This window comes from Bacteroides rodentium JCM 16496 (assembly GCF_000614125.1).
GTDB classification, from domain to species: Bacteria; Bacteroidota; Bacteroidia; order Bacteroidales; family Bacteroidaceae; genus Bacteroides; species Bacteroides rodentium.
Window position 1 is genome coordinate 25,333 of record NZ_BAKJ01000042.1, and the last position, 18,104, is coordinate 43,436.

General features: G+C 50.0%; 9 protein-coding genes, 4 tRNA genes and 6 pseudogenes. 7 read left to right on the forward strand and 12 right to left on the reverse strand.

The features are described from left to right. Positions 1–49 precede the first annotated feature (49 nt). Together JCM16496_RS16080 and JCM16496_RS22955 are read right to left on the reverse strand one after the other, a co-directional pair. On the reverse strand, positions 50–1,609 hold the full coding sequence (locus JCM16496_RS16080) for an ATP-binding protein (RefSeq protein WP_025835576.1): 1,560 nt from the start codon (positions 1,607–1,609) through the stop codon (positions 50–52). 399 nt (positions 1,610–2,008) lie between these two features. Then, complete coding sequence (locus JCM16496_RS22955; protein WP_167332303.1) at positions 2,009–2,164, reverse strand: hypothetical protein; 156 nt, start codon at positions 2,162–2,164, stop codon at positions 2,009–2,011. 140 nt (positions 2,165–2,304) lie between these two features. On the opposite strand from JCM16496_RS22955, the gene JCM16496_RS16095 reads away from it, so the two are divergent. Continuing rightward, positions 2,305–4,407, forward strand: a complete 2,103-nt coding sequence (locus tag JCM16496_RS16095; protein WP_025835580.1) for a VapE domain-containing protein — start codon at positions 2,305–2,307, stop codon at positions 4,405–4,407. Between the two features lie 66 nt (positions 4,408–4,473). On the opposite strand, the gene JCM16496_RS16100 is transcribed toward JCM16496_RS16095, so the two are convergent. Continuing rightward, positions 4,474–4,725 (reverse strand): DUF4248 domain-containing protein, encoded by a 252-nt coding sequence (locus JCM16496_RS16100; RefSeq protein WP_025835582.1) that lies wholly within the window; start codon positions 4,723–4,725, stop codon positions 4,474–4,476. Positions 4,726–5,032: 307 nt separating this feature from the next. Between JCM16496_RS16100 and JCM16496_RS16105 the strand changes: the two are divergent. From JCM16496_RS16105 to JCM16496_RS16115, 3 genes and pseudogenes are all read left to right on the forward strand, one after another. Beyond that, positions 5,033–5,568: pseudogene (locus JCM16496_RS16105) on the forward strand (HU family DNA-binding protein). A 53-nt stretch (positions 5,569–5,621) separates the two neighbouring features. After that, on the forward strand, positions 5,622–5,735 hold the full coding sequence (locus JCM16496_RS22725) for a smalltalk protein (RefSeq protein ID WP_159102467.1): 114 nt from the start codon (positions 5,622–5,624) through the stop codon (positions 5,733–5,735). 4 nt (positions 5,736–5,739) lie between these two features. Beyond that, positions 5,740–6,182 (forward strand): annotated as a pseudogene (locus JCM16496_RS16115) (N-acetylmuramoyl-L-alanine amidase). A gap of 2 nt (positions 6,183–6,184) precedes the next feature. Here the strand turns inward: JCM16496_RS16115 and JCM16496_RS16120 are convergent. The 7 genes and pseudogenes from JCM16496_RS16120 to JCM16496_RS16150 all read right to left on the reverse strand — a co-directional run bounded on the left by JCM16496_RS16120 (position 6,185) and on the right by JCM16496_RS16150 (position 15,343). Continuing rightward, complete coding sequence (locus JCM16496_RS16120) at positions 6,185–6,718, reverse strand: UpxY family transcription antiterminator (RefSeq protein ID WP_025835584.1); 534 nt, start codon at positions 6,716–6,718, stop codon at positions 6,185–6,187. A gap of 188 nt (positions 6,719–6,906) precedes the next feature. Continuing rightward, positions 6,907–9,298 (reverse strand): annotated as a pseudogene (locus JCM16496_RS16125) (GumC family protein). A gap of 76 nt (positions 9,299–9,374) precedes the next feature. Continuing rightward, the gene (locus JCM16496_RS16130) at positions 9,375–10,202 is read right to left on the reverse strand and encodes a polysaccharide biosynthesis/export family protein (RefSeq protein ID WP_025835586.1); all 828 of its coding nucleotides are present in this window, start codon (positions 10,200–10,202) and stop codon (positions 9,375–9,377) included. A gap of 53 nt (positions 10,203–10,255) precedes the next feature. After that, a pseudogene (locus tag JCM16496_RS16135) lies at positions 10,256–11,658 on the reverse strand (undecaprenyl-phosphate glucose phosphotransferase). Positions 11,659–12,171: 513 nt separating this feature from the next. Beyond that, the gene (locus JCM16496_RS16140; protein WP_025835588.1) at positions 12,172–13,098 is read right to left on the reverse strand and encodes a tyrosine-type recombinase/integrase; all 927 of its coding nucleotides are present in this window, start codon (positions 13,096–13,098) and stop codon (positions 12,172–12,174) included. 144 nt (positions 13,099–13,242) lie between these two features. Further along, positions 13,243–13,826: pseudogene (locus JCM16496_RS16145) on the reverse strand (Crp/Fnr family transcriptional regulator). 169 nt (positions 13,827–13,995) lie between these two features. Continuing rightward, positions 13,996–15,343, reverse strand: a pseudogene (locus tag JCM16496_RS16150) (MATE family efflux transporter). 229 nt (positions 15,344–15,572) lie between these two features. On the opposite strand from JCM16496_RS16150, the gene JCM16496_RS16155 reads away from it, so the two are divergent. The 3 genes from JCM16496_RS16155 to JCM16496_RS16165 all read left to right on the forward strand — a co-directional run bounded on the left by JCM16496_RS16155 (position 15,573) and on the right by JCM16496_RS16165 (position 15,825). After that, a tRNA-Ser gene (locus JCM16496_RS16155) sits at positions 15,573–15,662 on the forward strand. A gap of 3 nt (positions 15,663–15,665) precedes the next feature. Then, positions 15,666–15,738: transfer RNA gene (locus tag JCM16496_RS16160), tRNA-Lys, on the forward strand. A 15-nt stretch (positions 15,739–15,753) separates the two neighbouring features. Further along, a tRNA-Glu gene (locus tag JCM16496_RS16165) sits at positions 15,754–15,825 on the forward strand. Positions 15,826–15,870: 45 nt separating this feature from the next. Here the strand turns inward: JCM16496_RS16165 and JCM16496_RS16170 are convergent. Further along, entirely contained in the window at positions 15,871–17,523 is a 1,653-nt protein-coding gene (locus JCM16496_RS16170; RefSeq protein ID WP_025835589.1) for a B12-binding domain-containing radical SAM protein, read from the reverse strand. A 390-nt stretch (positions 17,524–17,913) separates the two neighbouring features. Next, positions 17,914–17,992, reverse strand: a tRNA-His gene (locus JCM16496_RS16175). Positions 17,993–18,104 lie beyond the last annotated feature (112 nt).

Genomic DNA, 18,104 nt, shown 5'->3' on the forward strand with positions numbered 1-18,104 from the left:
GACACAGAGTTTCACAGAGTGATTTTTTGTTTGTCAATGATGCTGTCCTTTAGTTGCTTTTTATAATCCACCTCTCTATGTTCCTCGTCCAGTTGCTGAAATTGATGCCGATCTTGAACAGTTTCCGTGGGTCGGCTTCGAAGGGGAGGGCATAGTGCTTCTCCTCTATCTGGGCGAGGGCCTCTTCGGCGGTGCCTTCCAGCTTGAACTCCATCACGTAGATATAGTCCGGGGTTTTTACCACGAGGTCGACCCGTCCTTCGGACGTATGGTATTCTGCCTGGGTATAGAAACCCACCAGCTTGAAGACGATGAAGAGCACGTTCTGGTAGTGCCGTTCCAGTTCGCCCGCCAGCTCGTAGGGGGTGTCGGCAAAGAAACTTTGCAGGCGTTTGAGGAAGGCTTCGGGTTGTCCGGAACGTATCTCACGTACAAATTTCTGTATCTCGAACGGTGCTTCTATCTTCGAGAAACGGGTGTAGAACGGCACCAGGAACTTGATGAACCCTTCCTCTACTTCCCGGTTGGGGAAGCCGAGGCGGTATAAGCCGAATTCTTTGTCGTATCCCTTGATGGTGAGGTAGCCGCTCTGGAAGATGACGGGTATGGGCTCCTCGTCGCCGTAGATGCTGTTCAGCACGTCGGCATCGGTCTCCTCGTGCGCCATGCGCTCCAGGTCGTAATGGTTGTTTTTGAGCAGCTCCACCAGGTAGGTGGGGGTGCCGGTCTCGAACCAGTAGCTGCCGAACTTCTTGTACTTGAAGGTGTTGAGCAGGCTGAAAGGGTTGTAGATGCCTTCCGTGTCTTCTACAAAGTGGTAGCCGTCGTAACAGGATTTCAGTTCCTGGCATGCCTCCTGATAGGTCATTTTTTGTGCGGCTGCCAATTGGTGGATTTCTGCTTCGAAGTAGTCGTGGATTTCCTGTTCGGTGATTCCGCACAAGCTGACGTAGGGCTCGCGCATCGTGATGTCGTCCAGATTGTTCAAGTCGCTGAATACACTGACCTTTCCGAATTTTGTGACTCCCGTGAGCAGGGCGAACTTGATGCAGCCGTCCATGGTTTTGAGTACCCCGTAGAAGGGCTTCAGCGTGTTGCGGAACTCACGTTGCAGGTTGTGGTTGCCGATGGCTTGCAGCAAGGGCTTGTCGTACTCGTCGATGAGGATGGCCACCCGCTCGCCTGTCTGCTTGTAAGCGCGTTCGAGGATGCCTTTGAAGCGCAGTGCCGGGGTGGCTTCCGCTATCCCTGTGCCGTAGAGGGCTTCCCATTGCGAGAGGGCATTGTCCAGAATCTGGTCCAGGCTGTCCGGCGTATCATATTTTCCGATGTTCAGGTCCAGGTGCAGCACGGGGCGTTTCACCCACTCTTTCTCCAGCTTCTCCATGGCCAGACCTTCGAAAAGTTCCCGCTTGCCTTGGAAGTAGGCTTCGAGGGTGGAAATGAGCAGGCTCTTGCCGAAGCGGCGCGGGCGGCTCAGGAAGTAATAACGACCGCTGGCCGCCAATTGGTGGACAAGGGCTGTCTTGTCTATATAGACATAACCGTCTTTGCGTAGACTCTCAAAATTCTGCACTCCAATTGGATATATTCGTTGCTGCGGTTCCATGTTATTGTCTTTGGGGTATGTTTCTATTTGCAAAGAAAGGAAATTTCTCGTGGTTTTCCTAATTTTCGTGCCGTTGTTTCAAAGCCCGGTTGACACCTGGGCCCCCCTTTTTTATAAATATCCGTTACGCGCGCGAGACAAATTATCAATTTCACAAACCTGCATGGGTTGTGTGTGTGATAAAAATTGACCTGTTAAAAGTGTGGAAAAAAGGCTGCCTCAGGTGTCAAGGCTTCAAGTGAAGTTAAGGTTTCAAGACTCCCGTATGGATTCTATAATTCCTCAAATCACTCTCCAGGCAATCGGCCACCTCTTTCTCAAAGCTCTCCTTTTCTCGTTCGGTTTTAAGGAACGACCGCCAGAAATGCGTTACGGCATGTATCTGGTTGATGTTGCTGCTCAGCCCTTTTTTAAAAGGTTGTAGGTTTTGGTACTCATCATCGTTGCTTGGGCGATGGTCTCGTTGGTCAGATGTCTGCCGTTAACGAGCTGTTCTTTCTGGCATTTGCTCAGAAAGGCTCCGAATGCCGGTGTCACCGGCTCTTTCTTTGTCATGTTGACTTTTTTAATTGTTAAACAATAATAAAAAAAAGCGGAATCATTTCCATGTAGTGGAAATGACCGGGCTTGTATATCTGGGCACTTATGCGTTCCTTCGTGTCGCAATTTTAAACATAAACAAAAATCAGTAAATTATGGGACACCGCAATATCAGCCTTTTCAGAGGCTATTCGGACACAGTATCTGTAGAAACTCCTCTTGAAGAAGTAGTCAACATCATTAAATGCGACGCTGCCCTGCGAGACCGCACTGAGAAACATCGCTACTACTTGCAGCAAGACCTGCGTAGGGATGCCGACCGCGAGAAGTCCGGCTGTCCCTGCTTCGCCGTTGCCGTCTGCTTTGAAGGTGGGAAGACCCGCGAACATATCTGTGCCTGGACCGGCTATACCTTGGTAGACCTGGACCACATCGCTCCCGAGCGGATGGCTGCCACGTCGGCATTGATTTGTGCCGACAAGCATACGTTGATGGCCTATACCACCATCAGCGGGCATGGCATCCGCATCATCTGCCGCATCGACGACCTGAACGGAACGGAAAAGGGAAAAGCCTTCCGGCAATACGCCAGGTATTTCAAGCAAGTCAACGACTACTATTCCTGCCTGGTGGGCATCGAAAGCGACGGGCAGTGCAAGAATGCTACCCGTATCAGCGGACTGGCTTCCGACCCTCATGTATATTACAATCCCGATGCCGCTTCCTTTGTTTTGCAAGATAGTCCGATTGCTCCCCGGCCGCAGGGCGGCGCTTCCGAAGCTGTGCCGGCAAAGCGCAACAAACGCCTGGAGAAGGTGGTGAAAGCTGCCGAGCGCTTGCTGGAAGAGGAGGGCGTGAGTTATTGCGAACACCATCATAATGAGTACGTGATGCGTATGGGCTATCTGCTCAACCAGTACGGGGTGGCCCGGAAGAGTGCCGCCGCCTGGGCGGTGGAACGTTTTCCCGACTACAACGGTGATGTGACAACCGTCATCGACTCCTGCTACGCGAATACCGGGGAGCATGGCACCCGCTCCCTTGCCCGCAGGGGAGGAGGAGGCGACAACAAGAAGAAGTTTGCTACGGTGGCCGACATCGAACAGTTCCTTTCCGGACAGGCGGAGTTCCGCAAGAATACGGTGAGCGGCAAGCTCGAAGTCCTGATGCCCGATTGCGGAGGGGAGTACACGGACCTGACCGACCGCTACGTCAACACGCTGTGGAGCCGCATGAGCAAGGAAGGGATGATTGTCCGCATTGCGGACATACGCTCCGTGCTCGATTCGGAGTACACTCCGTTCTTCAATCCCTTTGTCGCCTATCTGGAAGGGCTGCCGGCCTGGGACCGTACTACCGACCCCATTGCCCGCCTGGCCGCCAGCGTGCGCGTGAAGGACGACCAGGAGTTTTTCGGCACCTACTTCAAGAAGTGGCTGGTGGCCACCATCGCTTCGTTGCTCAATCCCAAGGTGGTGAATCATGAGATTCTGGTATTCATCGGCAGGCAGGGCATCTACAAAACCACCTGGATGCAGCGCCTGCTTCCCACCGAACTCCAGCGTTATTTCTATGTGAAAAGCAACAACCAGCGCATCAGTAAGGACGACCTCTTTACGCTGACCGAGTTTGCCTTGGTATGCCTGGAAGAGCTGGAGGAACTGACCTCCGCGCAGGTCAACCAGCTGAAGGCCATCACCGCCATGGAGGTGGTGAACGAGCGTGCCGCCTACGGACACTTCAAGGAGAGCCGTCCGCACATTGCCAGCTTCTGCGGGACCAGCAATAATACGGCCTTCCTCAACGACCTCAGCGGCAACCGCCGTTGGCTGCCCTTCGAGGTGGAGTCCATCGACAGTCCCTTCGACTGCCCCATAGACTACGCCGGGGTATATGCGCAAGGATATGCTCTGTGGAAGAGTGGTTTCCATTATTGGCTTGAACCGGAGGAGGTTGCTGCTGTAAATCTTCGTAACCGTAATTTCGAGGTGCCCTGCCTGGAGCGTGAGCTGGTGCAGGTGTATTATCGTCATCCCGCTCCGGGCGAGCGCTGCGTGTTCCTTACCAATGCCCAGATACTGGGCCGCATCAACATGGGCCTGCGCCACTCCTTGAGTGCCACGCGTCTGGGCATGGCGATGAAACAGATAGGCTACGAGCCTGTGCGCTACAAAGGATGCCGCGGCTATCGCGTGGTGGAACTGAAGGGGGAGGAGATAGCCAACAGTCAATACCTCATGGGAAGAGCGACGGAATGAGGAATAAGGATTAGGGATTAAGGGTTAGGGATTAATCGCTCATCCCTCATTCTTCATTCTTCATTTCTACGGTCTTCCCAAGTACCTGAATATAAGTTCCACCTGCAAGGAGGTGAATATTTTCTGGGAGCCTTTGTAGCCGGTGTGCCGCAGGGCTTCGTCCAGCTCTAAGTTCAGCTTCATCCATTTGGACAAGCGGTTGAGTGCGGATGCCGGTGAGATGGTGGGGGCGTATGCCTCTGCCAGCTCACGTTTGTAATAGGGGCGTACGGGCCACTCTTTGCCGGGGGTATTTTCGTAATCTTCAACGTATTTCATATACAATGCCTTAATGGGTTATTACACTGTAAATGTACGGAATTTTTTCCATATCTCTGTCGTCTCAGACCGGTATAATCTTATCTAATCTCACATTTTCCCACATCCTTTCATGCCACTTCACTGCATCTCTCATTCTGCCCGAAGGTATGCCGTATCTTTGTTCTGTCAGACGATGAGGGGTGAAGATTAGTAATCGTGACGCGCGAAGATTAGTAATCGTAAGCCTCTGGGATTAGTAATCGTAAGTCCCCGGGATTAGTATCGTCTCCCTGTCTTTTAATGTTTAACTTATAATTTTAAATTTATGATTAACTACAGTATCGTGATGCGTGGCAATCCTGTGAAGAAGGATGAACCGAAAAAAGCGTACGCCAGTGCGCAGTACTCGGAAGTGATGGATATCAACCGCTTTGCCGAGCATATTGCCAGTCATGGCTGCGTGTACAAGCGTTCGGACATCGTAGCCATCCTCACCATGTCCGTGGATTGTATGCGCGAGCAACTGCTGGCAGGACAAAAAATCCAGTTGGGCGACCTGGGGAGTTTCTACATCAGTATCAACAGTAGCGGTGCGGCTTCTGCCAAAGAATTCAATCCGGCCATTCATATCCGTAGGCTGAATGTGAACTGGACCTGCGGCCAGCACTTCGGAGAGTTGCTGGAGGAGGCGGAATTCAACCTGGTGGCAACCCGAAGTGCAGCCCGTGCCGTGGTGAAAGCCTGAAGGCCGGCAAGACTACCGTAGACCTGACGGGAACTACCGGTGGAGGTGATGATACCGGTGGAAGTGATACCGGAGGCGGCTCGGACGGAGACCAAGGGGAAAATCCGTTAGGATAAAACGAAAAAATGCAGCTAACCATATTGTTTTAATTCCTTAATTGCAAATTGTTATGAACGAGAAAACAAAATCAAAGTCTGTATGGGGCATTGTCCTCAAAGTGATTATTACCGTGGCCACAGCATTGGCCGGAGTGTTTGGCCTGACTTCCTGCATCAATTGTTAGCCGGATGAAAGCAGGCAGTTTCTATCAGAACTATCGGGAGGTAAACCTCCTGGTAGTTCATTGCAGCGCCACGCGCTGTGACCGCCATTTTTCGGTGGAGGCGCTCCGCCGCAGCATCTGGCACGGGGTTTTGCCGATATCGGTTATCATTTCTACATCACCCGCGACGGCGAGGTGCACATCTGCCGTCCGGTCCACCAGATCGGAGCCCACGCCACCGGCTGGAACGACAAGAGCATCGGCATCTGCTATGAGGGCGGGCTCGACGAGAACGGTGTCCCTGCCGACACGCGCACCTATGCGCAGAAATGCTCTTTGCTCGACTTGTTCCGCCAGCTGAAGAAGGACTATCCCCATGCCCGCATTTCGGGCCATCGGCAGCTCAGCTCCTCCATCCGTAAGGCTTGTCCTTGCTTTGACGCAAAGGGGGAATATGAGGTGCTGTGAGATTATATTTTCTCCACGTATCCTATCGGCATGTCCACATGTGCGCAGCCCAGCATATCCAGCCGGACTGCCACTTTGCTTTTTCCTCCTATCATGACCAGCTCGCCCTCCAGTCCGGCAAGGGGGCCTTTTATTACTTTCACGGTATCGCCTGTCGCCAGGGGCGTGCTGCAAATCTCCACGGCCTCCGGGCTATAATCCAGCATGAAGCGGAAACGTTCCATCTGCTCGTCGGGAATGACGGCGGGACGGCTTTCGCCGCGCAGCACCATGTAGCGGCTGACGGCTTGCAATGTAAGCGGCAAAGGGCGTTCCTGCGGGGTGACATGCACGAAAATCATCATCGGGATGACCAGGCGGTCCACTTTCTTGCGCCGGTCGCTCCATTGGCGTATTTCGCTTTGTATGGGCAGGTAATATTCCACTCCCATAGCTTTCAGCCGTTCGGCAGTCTTCTTTTCCAGGCAAGACTGCACGTATGCCACCAGCCATTGGCGACGAGGAATAATATGAGGGGTGATATCAGTATGGTTCATCTGAAGGAAATATGCTAGAAAAAGTACTTTCTATGGTTCATGAATAGTTGAGGTCCGGGCGCGCTACGCGGTCGCCTGTCACATTGGAAAGGCGGAAATTAAATTAAAAAAATAAAAATTAAAAATTCGATTAATTTACTCTCAACTCTTAATCACCAATCACTAATAACTAATCACTAATAACCGACTCAACTGTATCCGTATTTCTTACCGTAGCCATAATACTTTCCGTATTTACTATAGCCATAGTAATAACCGTATTTTTTCTTCTTCATATCGATTCCGTTGACTACTGTGCATAAGTTGGGGAGGCGGTGGTGCTCCTGAAGCTCGTTGATGAGCTGGTAGTCGGTCTTATGCGTATAGTCGGCACGGCAGACGTAGATGCTGGCGTCCGCCACGCGGGCCAGGATGAGCGTGTCGGTCACCATGCCGATGGGGGCGGTATCCAATACGATATAGTCATATTCCTTGCGTAGCGTGCCGATGGCGTCTTCCAGCGACTGGCGTGCCAGCAGTTCCGTGGGGTTGGGCGGGATGGGGCCGCCCAATAGCAGGTCGAGGTTGGCGGTCACGCCGGAAGGCTGTATCAGCGCATGCAAGTCCGTGGAGTGTGGGGCGGCAAGATATTGTGTGATTCCCTTTTCTTTGTGTGAAAGATGGAACATCTTGTTCAATCCCGGTTTGCGTATGTCCAATCCTACCAGAACGACCTTCTTGCCGAGCAGCGCCAGGCTGACGGCGAGGTTGGAGGCCATGAACGTCTTTCCTTCACCGCTGATGGTGGAGGTGACGAGCACCACCTTCTTGTCCGGGTCGCCCATGATGAAGAGCAGGTTGGTGCGCAGGCTGCGGAACGTCTCCGTCATGATGTTGTTGTCGTTTTCGCGGACGGCGATGGAACCGGTGTCTTTTCCGGTTGTGGCAGAAAGGGGGATGTCGCCGATGATGGGGACACTTGTCAGCTTCTCCACGTCCGTGTGGCCCTCGATGCGGAAACGGAGCAGGTTCAGCAGGTAGATGATGCCCAAGGGGATGCCTATACCTATGACGAGGGCAATCAGGTAGATTTTCTTGCCTTGCGGGGAGACGATGCCGACGGGCATGGGGTCTTCGATGATGCGGCCGTTGTTGGCGGTTGCCGCCAGGGTGATGGCGTTTTCCTCGCGCTTCTGCAGCAGCATGATGTAGAGGGTGGCCTTGATTTCCTGCTGGCGCGCGATGCTCATGAACTCTTTCTCCTGCTTGGGGGCGTTGCTGATGCGGCTTTTGTACCTGTTGGCCTGCCGGTCGATGTTGTTGCGCGTGATTTGCAGCCCTTGCAGCACGCTGTTCACGGTGGTCTGCACGTTGTGGCGCATTGCTCGATGCCCGTATTCAGGTTGATGATGGCGGGGTTGCTTTCCGAGGAGGTGCGCAACAGGCGCTTGCGTTCCACGATGAGGTTGTTGTACTTGTCGATGGCGGTAGTCAGGTTCATGTCGCTCAGGCCCACGTTGGAGGGGATAATTTCGTCGTTGTTGGCCGGATTGTTGATGTAGTCGCGCAGGTAGGTCACCAGGTTGATTTGGGTGGCGTTCTCGGCGTACTGCTGTTCATATTCGGCATTGGCTTGCAGGGCTTGTTGGGCATCGCTGCTGATGTCGGTCAGCCCGGCACGTTGCTTGAACTCGGCCAGCTCGTTCTCGGTGGTGCCCAGTTCGCGGTTGATGATGTTGATACGCTCCTCGATGAAGTCGGCGCTTTTCTGTGCCACTTCGTTCTTCTCGGTATTGGTGTCCTGGTTGTAGAGGGCTATCAGCTCGTGGGTGAAGTCGGCTGCCCGCTGTATGTGTGTGTTCCGCACGTTGATGGTGGCTATGGTGCTGGCCTTGGCCAAGGGGGCTATGGCAAGCCCTGCCCTGTAGCCTGCAGCGGTGGTGGTAGGCGTGCTGATGACGGCTTTCAGCTTGACAGGCTGCTGCAAGGCAGGCAGCGAGTCGTTGTGCGAGATGGTGATGACACCCGTAGGGAGCGGCAGGATGGCGGGCAGCTTGTCGAAAGACTTGGCGGCCTCTTGTTTCTCGCCGTTCTGCATGTAGTGTGCCGTGACGGTCAGTTGCCCGGCAGGGGTGTATGTCATTTGCAGCCGGATGTTTCCTTGCAGCTTGTCCGCTTCCTCGGCGGTCATGAACACGTCGAGGGGGGAGTTCTTATAGAGGGGGATGTCGTAGCCGAACGACTGTTCGCGGCTGATGCTGGTGTAGAGGTTGAGGCGCGACACTACTTTCTTGATAAGCGTGCGCGACTGCAGGAGCTCCAGTTCGTTGTCGAAGTTGCTGGTCATGGAGAGCATGCCGAAGTCCTGCATGGCAGGCAGGGCGTTGTTGCCGCCTTTCTTATCTTCTTCCTTGATGAGGATGGAAGAAGAGACCTCGTAAACAGGAATCTGGTAGCGCAGGTAGACGAACGCCAGCCCGACACATATCAGCGCACTTGCCACAAACCAAGGCCAGTGATGATGTATTTGAAAAAGATTGCCTGGAAATCGGTCTTTTCCTCTTTTTCGTTCGAAAAGTCATCGTATAAGTCTTCTTTCATTGCTGTTTCTTTTGTTTCTTTCTTAAAAAATCCTTTGTCTTTTGTCCATGGTCCGTTGTCCCCGGTTCCCGTTTTCTCATCTTACAATATTGACAATGAGGCTGGCCAGTGAAACGAGGGAGGTGACCACCGAAATCCAGATGGTGGTGCTGCTGCTGACTCCGGCATTCTTTGCCTTGGTCTTGTTGGGCACCACGTAAAGGATGTCGTTCTGCTGCATGTAGTAGTAGGGCGAGTGCAGAATGCTCCGGTCGTTCAGGTTCAGGCTGATGATTTCCCTCTTGCCGTCGTTGTCTTCGCGGATAAGCTTGACGTTGTCCCTTACGCCGTAGATGGTCATGTCGCCCGCCATGGCCAGTGCCTCGAAGATGTTCACCTTCTCGTTGCTGATGGTGAAAGTGCCGGGGCCGCCCACCTCGCCGATGACGGAAATCTTGTAGTTGGGCATGCGCACGGTGACAATCGGGGTCTCCTTCAAGTAGGGGCGCAGCTTTTCGCGGATAAGGCTTTCGGCAGCGTTCTTGGTCAGGCCGCCCACTTTCAGCTTGCCGATGACGGGGAAGTCAATCTCGCCGTTGTTGTCCACCAGATATTGCTGCAGGGCAGGCTGCGCGGTGGTCGACGTTCCGCCCTGCGCCATGTTGCTGTAGGTCTGCATGGTCAGGTTGAACGGTGCGGCGGCTTGCGGGTCGGTGGTGTTGATGGTGACGTTCAGCAGGTCCTTGGGCTGGATGCGTGCGTCGTAGAGCGTGTCTTGCGGCGCCACCTCGTTGATGACGATTTCCTCGTGGTTCTTGTCTGTGAGCGATTCGTAACTTTGCAGGTAAGGTACCTTCTTGTAAGACTGGCAGCTGGCCAATGCAAACGCAGCCAGCAGGATAGTTATGTTTTTTTTCTTTCTCATGATTGCTCCTTTATTTTCTTTGGTTCTCACTATTTTGTTCTCGCTTTAAGTTCTCAATACGCCTCTTTGTCGCCCTGTACGGCATTCTTCACCGTCTTGTATATAATGTATATGTCGAGCAGGAAGGTCCAGTGCTCCAGGTACCAGACGTCGCGTTCCACGCGTCCTTCCATCTGCCAGAGTTCCTTGGTCTCGCCCCGGTAGCCGGTGACTTGCGCCCAGCCGGTGATGCCGGGTTTCACCAGGTGGCGGACCATGTATTTGTCGATAAGGCGTGAATACTCTTCGGTATGCTTCAGCATGTGTGGCCGCGGACCCACGACAGACATCTGCCCCAGCAGCACATTGATGAACTGGGGAAGCTCGTCGATGCTGGTCCGCCGCATGAAATCGCCGATTTTCGTCTTGCGCGGGTCTCAATCGTAGCCTGCACCTTGTCGCTGTCCACATTGACACGCATCGAACGGAATTTATAGCACCAGAACTCTTTGCCGTTTTCTCCGCTCCGCTTCTGCTTGAAGAAGATGGGACCCGGCGAGGAGAGCTTGATGGCCGCACCAATGATAAGGTAAATGAAAGGAAATACCGTGCAGAGGAAGAGCAGGGAGAAAAAGATGTCGAAGGTCCTTTTCAGCATGCGGTTCTCCACTTGTGCCAGGGGTTCCTTACGTATGGAGAGTATGGGAATGTTGCCGAACATGTCGAAATACATGCGGCGGTGCACGTAGTTGCGGATGTTGGGCACATTGTAGAAGCGGATCAGGTGGTTCTCGCAATAGTTGATGATGGGGACTATCTCGTAGCTGTAGTCGGAAGACAGGCTACAGTAGATTTGGTCGGTGTGGTGCTTCGCCAGATAGGCTACAACTTCTTTGGGATGCCCCAGATAGGGAACGTTTTCGGGAAAATTGCGGGATAGCGAGTCGCTGAAATAGCCGTTGACACGGAACCCCACCGTGGAATTTTGGGTCATCTCCCGGTAGAGCTCAATCATGTTCTTGTTGTCACCCACCAGGGTGATGCTACATGAGTTGCCTCCGTATTTCCGGTACTGTTTGAGCAGATAACGGCATGTCAGCCTGTAGGTGGTCAGAATGATAAAGAAGATGCCGTAGAAACATACGAAAAAACGGAATGAAAAGGCGCCGACTTCTGCCAGGCTGTTCAGGCTTATGAATACGACTGCATGCAGGATTGTGTTGCGGAAAGCCCGGCGGACAATCTGTTCCGGACGTATGATGCGTCGGTGCAGCACTACGCCGTTATAGTAGTTGCAAAGCAGGTAGACGAGGTTCATCCGTACCAACAGCTGGGGCAATGAATGTGTAGATTCATTGCCCTGTGTCTGGTAATCAAAAATGTAATATAGTGAGATGAAAATGATGTTCAGTAAGGATAAGTCGCCAAAGATAATGACAAACTTAATCACGTTATTGAATTGGAGAACTTGTTTCATAATTCATACTAATCTAAATGGTTTTCACTCTTATTAAATGGTATGGAAAGAGAACAATGACTCTTTTTCACTCTTACTTTGTATTAAGCATTCTCTTACTTACAAGGTAAGGGAGACCAATACTCCCTTACTTACAAGGTAAGAGGTGGTGTTTTATTTAGAAGATAATCTTATAAATCAGCAATTAAAAGGTGTTTTACATTAAAAGGCTATATATGTAATTAAAATGTAAAACGATATTTTATCTCATAATTAAATTTAATTTTTGAAGTTAAAATGGAGGTGTTTATGTAAATATATAAGACTGAAAAAATGAGTGGATGTAATGTGTGTTGTATCTATATATGAGGTATGTATGAATTAAAAAAATAAATCTATTTTTTGCGATTGTAGTAATCTTTTTCATATCTTTGCAGCCGCAAAACATATTCTCTTACCTTGTAAGTAAGAGAATGAAATTGACGAATAAAAGTACTCCTATACAAATAGGAATACTTTTACAAATTCTAGTTCTCAGGGCTTTCTCTTTTTGTTTGGATGAATTGTCGCAATCACTTTTTTATTTGCTTTACTCATCGCATTGTTGTCAAAAGAAGCGAGGTAAACGTGGGTTACCTTTTCAGAAGTATGTCCTAAGCTTTCACTAATCACAGAAATGGCCACTCCTTCGTCTTTGGCAGTGGTGGCCCAGCTATGCCGGGCTACATAAGATGTTAATGGAATACTTAACCGTAACATCTTCGAAAGTGTGTGTAAATGTTGGTTGTAGAGCCGTAGGGCACTTTTGTATTGTCTGTAACCATCTTCTCCGGTCAGTGATAATATCGGTAACAAATAGGGGGAAGAGGCGGCTTCGTTCTTATACCTGTTTATAATCTGTGCGGCATACGACTCTATATGTACGGACAATTGCTGACGGGTCTTATGGCGGTAATAATAAATGGTATTGTGCTTGACATCCGTTTTGCGAAGATGTACAAGGTCTACAAACGGAATGCCTCGTAAGTAAAAACTTAACAAAAACATGTCGCGGCTGAAACGCAAAGGGGGCTTCTTCTCCAAATCGAGATTTACCAGGCGCCGGATTAGTGAAGGGGAGATGGCCCGTTTGGCGGTAGGCTCATAGCCGGTGAATACATAGGCGAACAAATCGTCTATGCTGTGTGTGAATGGGATGCCTTGTTCGGCAGCCTGGTGAGAGATGGAACGGAGCATACGCATATAGGTGGATATGGTATTATGGCGCCGCCCTTCGCCGAGCAGCCGGTCTTCGTATTGCTTGATGAGGCTAGGAGTGAGCTCTGCAAAAGTGATGGAACGGTGGCCGATGAAGCGGAAAAAGCTGTTCACTGTACTGGTATATATGCCGGATGTACTGTATCGTCCGGCTTGTTTTGTCCGCTGTATCAGAGAAGCGGAAAAATTTTGTATGGTATTCATAATCTGAATTTTAATATTTTAAATACATATAAAACAACCTTGAGCATGAAATGATTGTATGGCAATCAATACACGCTTAAGGGAAAAATGGTAAAATTTCTATATAAATTCAGATATGTACTCTCCGGGCAGACAGGTGGAGGGCTACAGTATGCCCGAACGTACCCGACTCAGTGTTTCGGGGGTCATCAGCAGATAGGACGCAATGTGCGACAAGGGAGCCCGCTTGATGACTTCGGGCTGATGTTCCATGAGCTGGTTGTAGCGCTCGCGTGCAGTCTCAAACCGCCAGGAGTCAGCCTTTACTTGTGAGACAATCAGGAATATTCCAGAATTTTCCGATAGAACATGTTTATTTCCCATGAGATTTCGGTAAGTGCCAGCAGCTTGTTGTATGGCAGCAGGTATACGACACTCGGTTCAAGTGCCTCAATCATGAGGTGGGTGGGTTCCTGTTTCAGGGTACTTTCTATGCAGATGATGATGCAGCCTTCGTAGGAAAAGTGTTCGGTGACGTCTTTGCCGTTTTTATAATAGAATTGGCGCAACATGCCTTTTCCTACAAATACGATATTATGGCTTATCTGCCCTTCATTGAGTAATAATGCGCCCTTTTCTACTTCCTTGCGAATGAGGATTTCCTCTATCAACTTTCTTCCCTCGGGAGCCATGCCCGGATAGCGGGAGTTGATAGCGGCATCTACGGTTTCTTTCAATAGTGCATCCATAAGACCATGATTTGTTTATTCAGTAAGCAAGACCGGTAAAGTTCGGTCCGCTTCTGCTTTCGGGGGGCAAAGATAGTGCAAACCGAATGCAGAACAAAATGAACGTGTTCATTTTTTATGCTGAGGTGCAGCCTATCTTCGCTTTTAGGCAAAGATAGGACTTTTGGAATTAAAAACAATTCCGGATGAAGCTTTTGTTTACCCATTTCATGCCATACCAGCGTCGGACGAAAATGAAGCCGCGGATATTCTCGTCCAACAGGAAGGCTACCCACATGCCGCAGATGCCCCAGCCGAAGGGGAAACCGAAAAGGTATCCCACACCTACAGCTACACTCCACTGCACCACCAACCTACGTAGAAGGGGTAGTTGACATCTCCTGCCGCACGAAGAGCATTGGTGGCGAAGATGTTGATGGGGCGGCCTATTTCAAGGAGTACATCTATGATAAGGATGGCGGCACCCATACGTATGATGTCGGGGTTGGACGTGAGCCAGCCAAAAATGACATGTCCCGAAAGGGCGAGGATGCAGGACAGCATGACGGTAATCATGACGGATTTCTTCATGACGTATTTTCCCATAAGGAAGGCTGCGTGAGGTTTCTTCTCGCCTATCAGATGCCCGATACAGATGGCGCCGCCTTGGGCCATGGAGATGCTGAACAGATAGGCGAACATGATGATGTTGACACAATAGGTACGGGTAGCGAGCGCTTCCACTCCCAGCATGTTGATGAAGTAAGTGATGACGACTTGCGACGAGCTGTACGACAATTGTTCGCCGGCAGAGGGTAGACCTACCTTCATCAGATTCTTTAGTTCTATCCATGGGAAAGGGCGGAAGTATGCCACCGGGAAACGGTGGATGTGCTTGCGGAACAGTATGACGAACAGTATAATCATGGAGACACCCCGGCTGAAGGCTGTGGAGATGGCGGCGCTTCCACACCCAGTTCCGGAAAGCCGAAGCGCCCGAAGATGAGGGAGTAGTTTCCGGTAATATTGAGGATATTGACCACGACGGTGACCATCATCGGGTAGATGGCTTTGTTGGCACTGCGCAGGGAGGCGGAGAGGGTGAGGGATAATGCCTGGAAGAAGGCGAAAGCGCCTACGATACGCATATAGTCCATGCCGTCCTGCATCAATTCGGTGGTGAGCCCCATCAGTTGGAGGATGGGGCGGGCACAGAAAAACAGTACCAGGCTGACCGTGATGCCGACCACCAGGTTGATGAGGATGGATACGCCGACTACTTGCACCACTTTTTTATGCAGTTTCGCACCGAGATACTGGGAACACAGAACGGACGTTCCGAGGTTGATGACTTCGAAAACGAGGAAAGTGAGCATGATAATCTGGTTGACTACCCCTACGGCGGCAACACTGTTGTCCGAGTGGCGGCTCAGCATGATGGTGTCCACAGCACCGAGCATCATGATGAGAAGTGTCTCTATAAAGATGGGGGCGGCCAGCTTGGCGAGCCGCTTTTTCAGGTTTTCTTGTTGTATCATTGTCCGTGTATGTGCACTATACTTTAAAAATTGCGCAAAGATAAGGAAAGGTTGAAAAGGACGGTTTGATATGTATCAAATTTTTTTTTCTTGTTTTAGGGTTTGAGTGTTAACGTGTTATCTCAAATTGTATGAAAACGGTGAAAAAAATATGTAGGAAAGATTTGCACAGTCCAAAAGTTTGCCCTACATTTGCACCGCATTTGAGAAGAATGCTGGTTATAAAAAAGGAAGTTTGGGTGAGTGGCTGAAACCACCAGTTTGCTAAACTGACGTACGGGTAACCGTACCGGGGGTTCGAATCCCCCAGCTTCCGCCAGATGCACTCTTAGCTCAGTTGGTAGAGCAACTGACTCTTAATCAGTGGGTCCAGGGTTCGAATCCCTGAGGGTGTACAAGACAAATGCGAGGGTGGGTTCATCTAACGGTTAGGATACATGCCTCTCACGCATGGTATACGAGTTCGATTCTCGTACCCACTACAAAAATCATCGGAACGGTTACCATGGTAAGGTATACCGTTTTTTTTATGTCTTTTCGTTTTTCCCTTTGGCTTTGAATACTGGTTCTGCTTTTTGTGTTTCCGATTCGAAGCCGAACCAATAACCGTTTTGGGTATTGTCGTCAATGGGTAGGAAACATAAGCGGAGGCTTTCTTTGTAGTTTCCATAGATGACTTCCCAATATTCCGGTGGTATCTGGCGCTTGGTCTTGACTTTCTCTGCCGGCTTTTTCTTTAATGACATGCCAGCCTCTATCCAGGCAATGGTGACCATGATTTGATAGGCCGGATAATGCATACTGCAGAATTCATAGAGTACGAGGCCTCGCTTTTCCAGGCTCATGGGCTGGTCTATAAGATTTTTATCGATTAAAAATTCCAGAAAGCAGCGTAGGAAGTCGTTGTCATCCAGAATCAGCTTGCGGGTGATGGTTTGCCAAGCAGTTGTGTTGTAGAATCCGTCCAGAAGACGTGACAGTTGCCGGGCTGTTTGAAGTTCGTTGACACTGATTTCATTTGTTTGAAGTACTTCATAAGGGGGGAGAGGAGAATATCGGATGCCCAATTCTTCCGCTCTTCTTCTCATTTCCGTGCCGGGAAGCAGTTTCAGGGATTCAAGCTGTATCTCGCCGGCATTGTATCCGGCAAGTGTACGCACGTCTTCAAATATTTCGGATAGGCGGTATAGAGGCAATCCGGCAATGAGGTCGGCGTGTGTTTCCATATTGGGTAGAGAACATAGGAAACGAAGACCTTGCAGTGAGTCCTCCAGGCTTCCCATCCGACGGCTTTTCTGGAGGACCGGTTCGCGCAGGCTTTGAATGCCGGCCTCGAGATGGAGCAATCCTTGAGGTAGCTTTTTCAATTCATTTTTCAGCTCTTCGGATAATAGTGCAGGATGTATCTCCAAATGAAAACGTATGTCCGGGTTGAATTCCAGGAAAAGTTGCAGTAATTCTTTAGCACGGCGCGGATTATAATTAAAGGTACGGTCGAGGACGCGTACGTTTTTTATTCCATGGCTGTGGATAATTTGAAGGCGTTCACGGATACTTTCAATGGACAGTGTGCGTACCGGTTTTTCTCCGCCGCTGACACAGAATGCGCATGTGTTGAAACAGCCTCGGGTAGTCTCCAGTTGTACAAATGGTTTGCTCCAGTTGAAGAAACAGCTGTTTTCCGGTGGTACGAGCCGGGAAAAATTGAGTACGCGGGCTATGCCGTTGTCTATGTATTGCTTTTGAGGATTGATATAGCAAAGTCCCGGAATACTGTTCCATTTTTCCGGCTGGTTCCAGCAAGACAGCCATTGGGGGAATGCTTCTTCTCCCTCTCCCCTGAATACACAGTCGATGAAAGGGTTTTTATGTAGAAAGTCTTCATTGTCTCCTAAGAATTCAGGTCCGCCCAAGATGAAGCAGCTATCGGGAAGCAATGCTTTCAGTCTTGCTGTGATGTGCAGCAGTTGTTCGTGGTTGAACAGCCATGTTGTTGCAGCAATGATGTCGGGTTGGTGTCGGTATATTTCGTCGACAATCATTCCTACGTTTTCATTGATGGTGGCAGATACGATTTCCCATTTTATGGAATTGTTCTTTGCTATTTGTGCGTGCAGTGCTGGGAGTGCCAGTGAAGAGTGTGCATATGAGCTATTGAGGTCTATCCAAAGAATTTTCATGTTTGATTGAATTTCATCTTTGCAAAGATAACTGATTTTGCTTTTCGTATAAACAAAAAGAGCTATATTTGCATGGTGGAAATTGAAAATGGTTGGATGTAAACGCAATTTTTTAAAATAGATGTAAAAGGAAGGGGAGTACTGTTAAGTGTGGCTGATACAAAATGTGAAATATCGGAATAAGTTTCCGGTTATTTTGAGCATTTTGAGAAAGTGGACTCTTTTGTACAAGTAAACTGGTTTAGGCAATTGACCCCTTCCTATAATGTAAGGATACTCCGTGAGGAGTATCCTTACGATTTTTTTTATGCCCCAGTCTCTCCCCCTTTGTTGTGGCTGTTTGGGCAATAACAAAAAAGAGGAACATTCTTATCGAATTTCCTCTTTTTATGGGGGTGGCAGATGGGACTCGAACCCACGACATTCAGAACCACAATCTGACGCTCTAACCAACTGAACTACAGCCACCATGTTAGTGCATTTCTTAAATGCGGTGCAAAGATAGAGATAATCTTTAATATTGCAAAGAATGAGACGGATTTTTTTGATATTTCTGCATTATTTTTTCTTCTCTGAAGAGT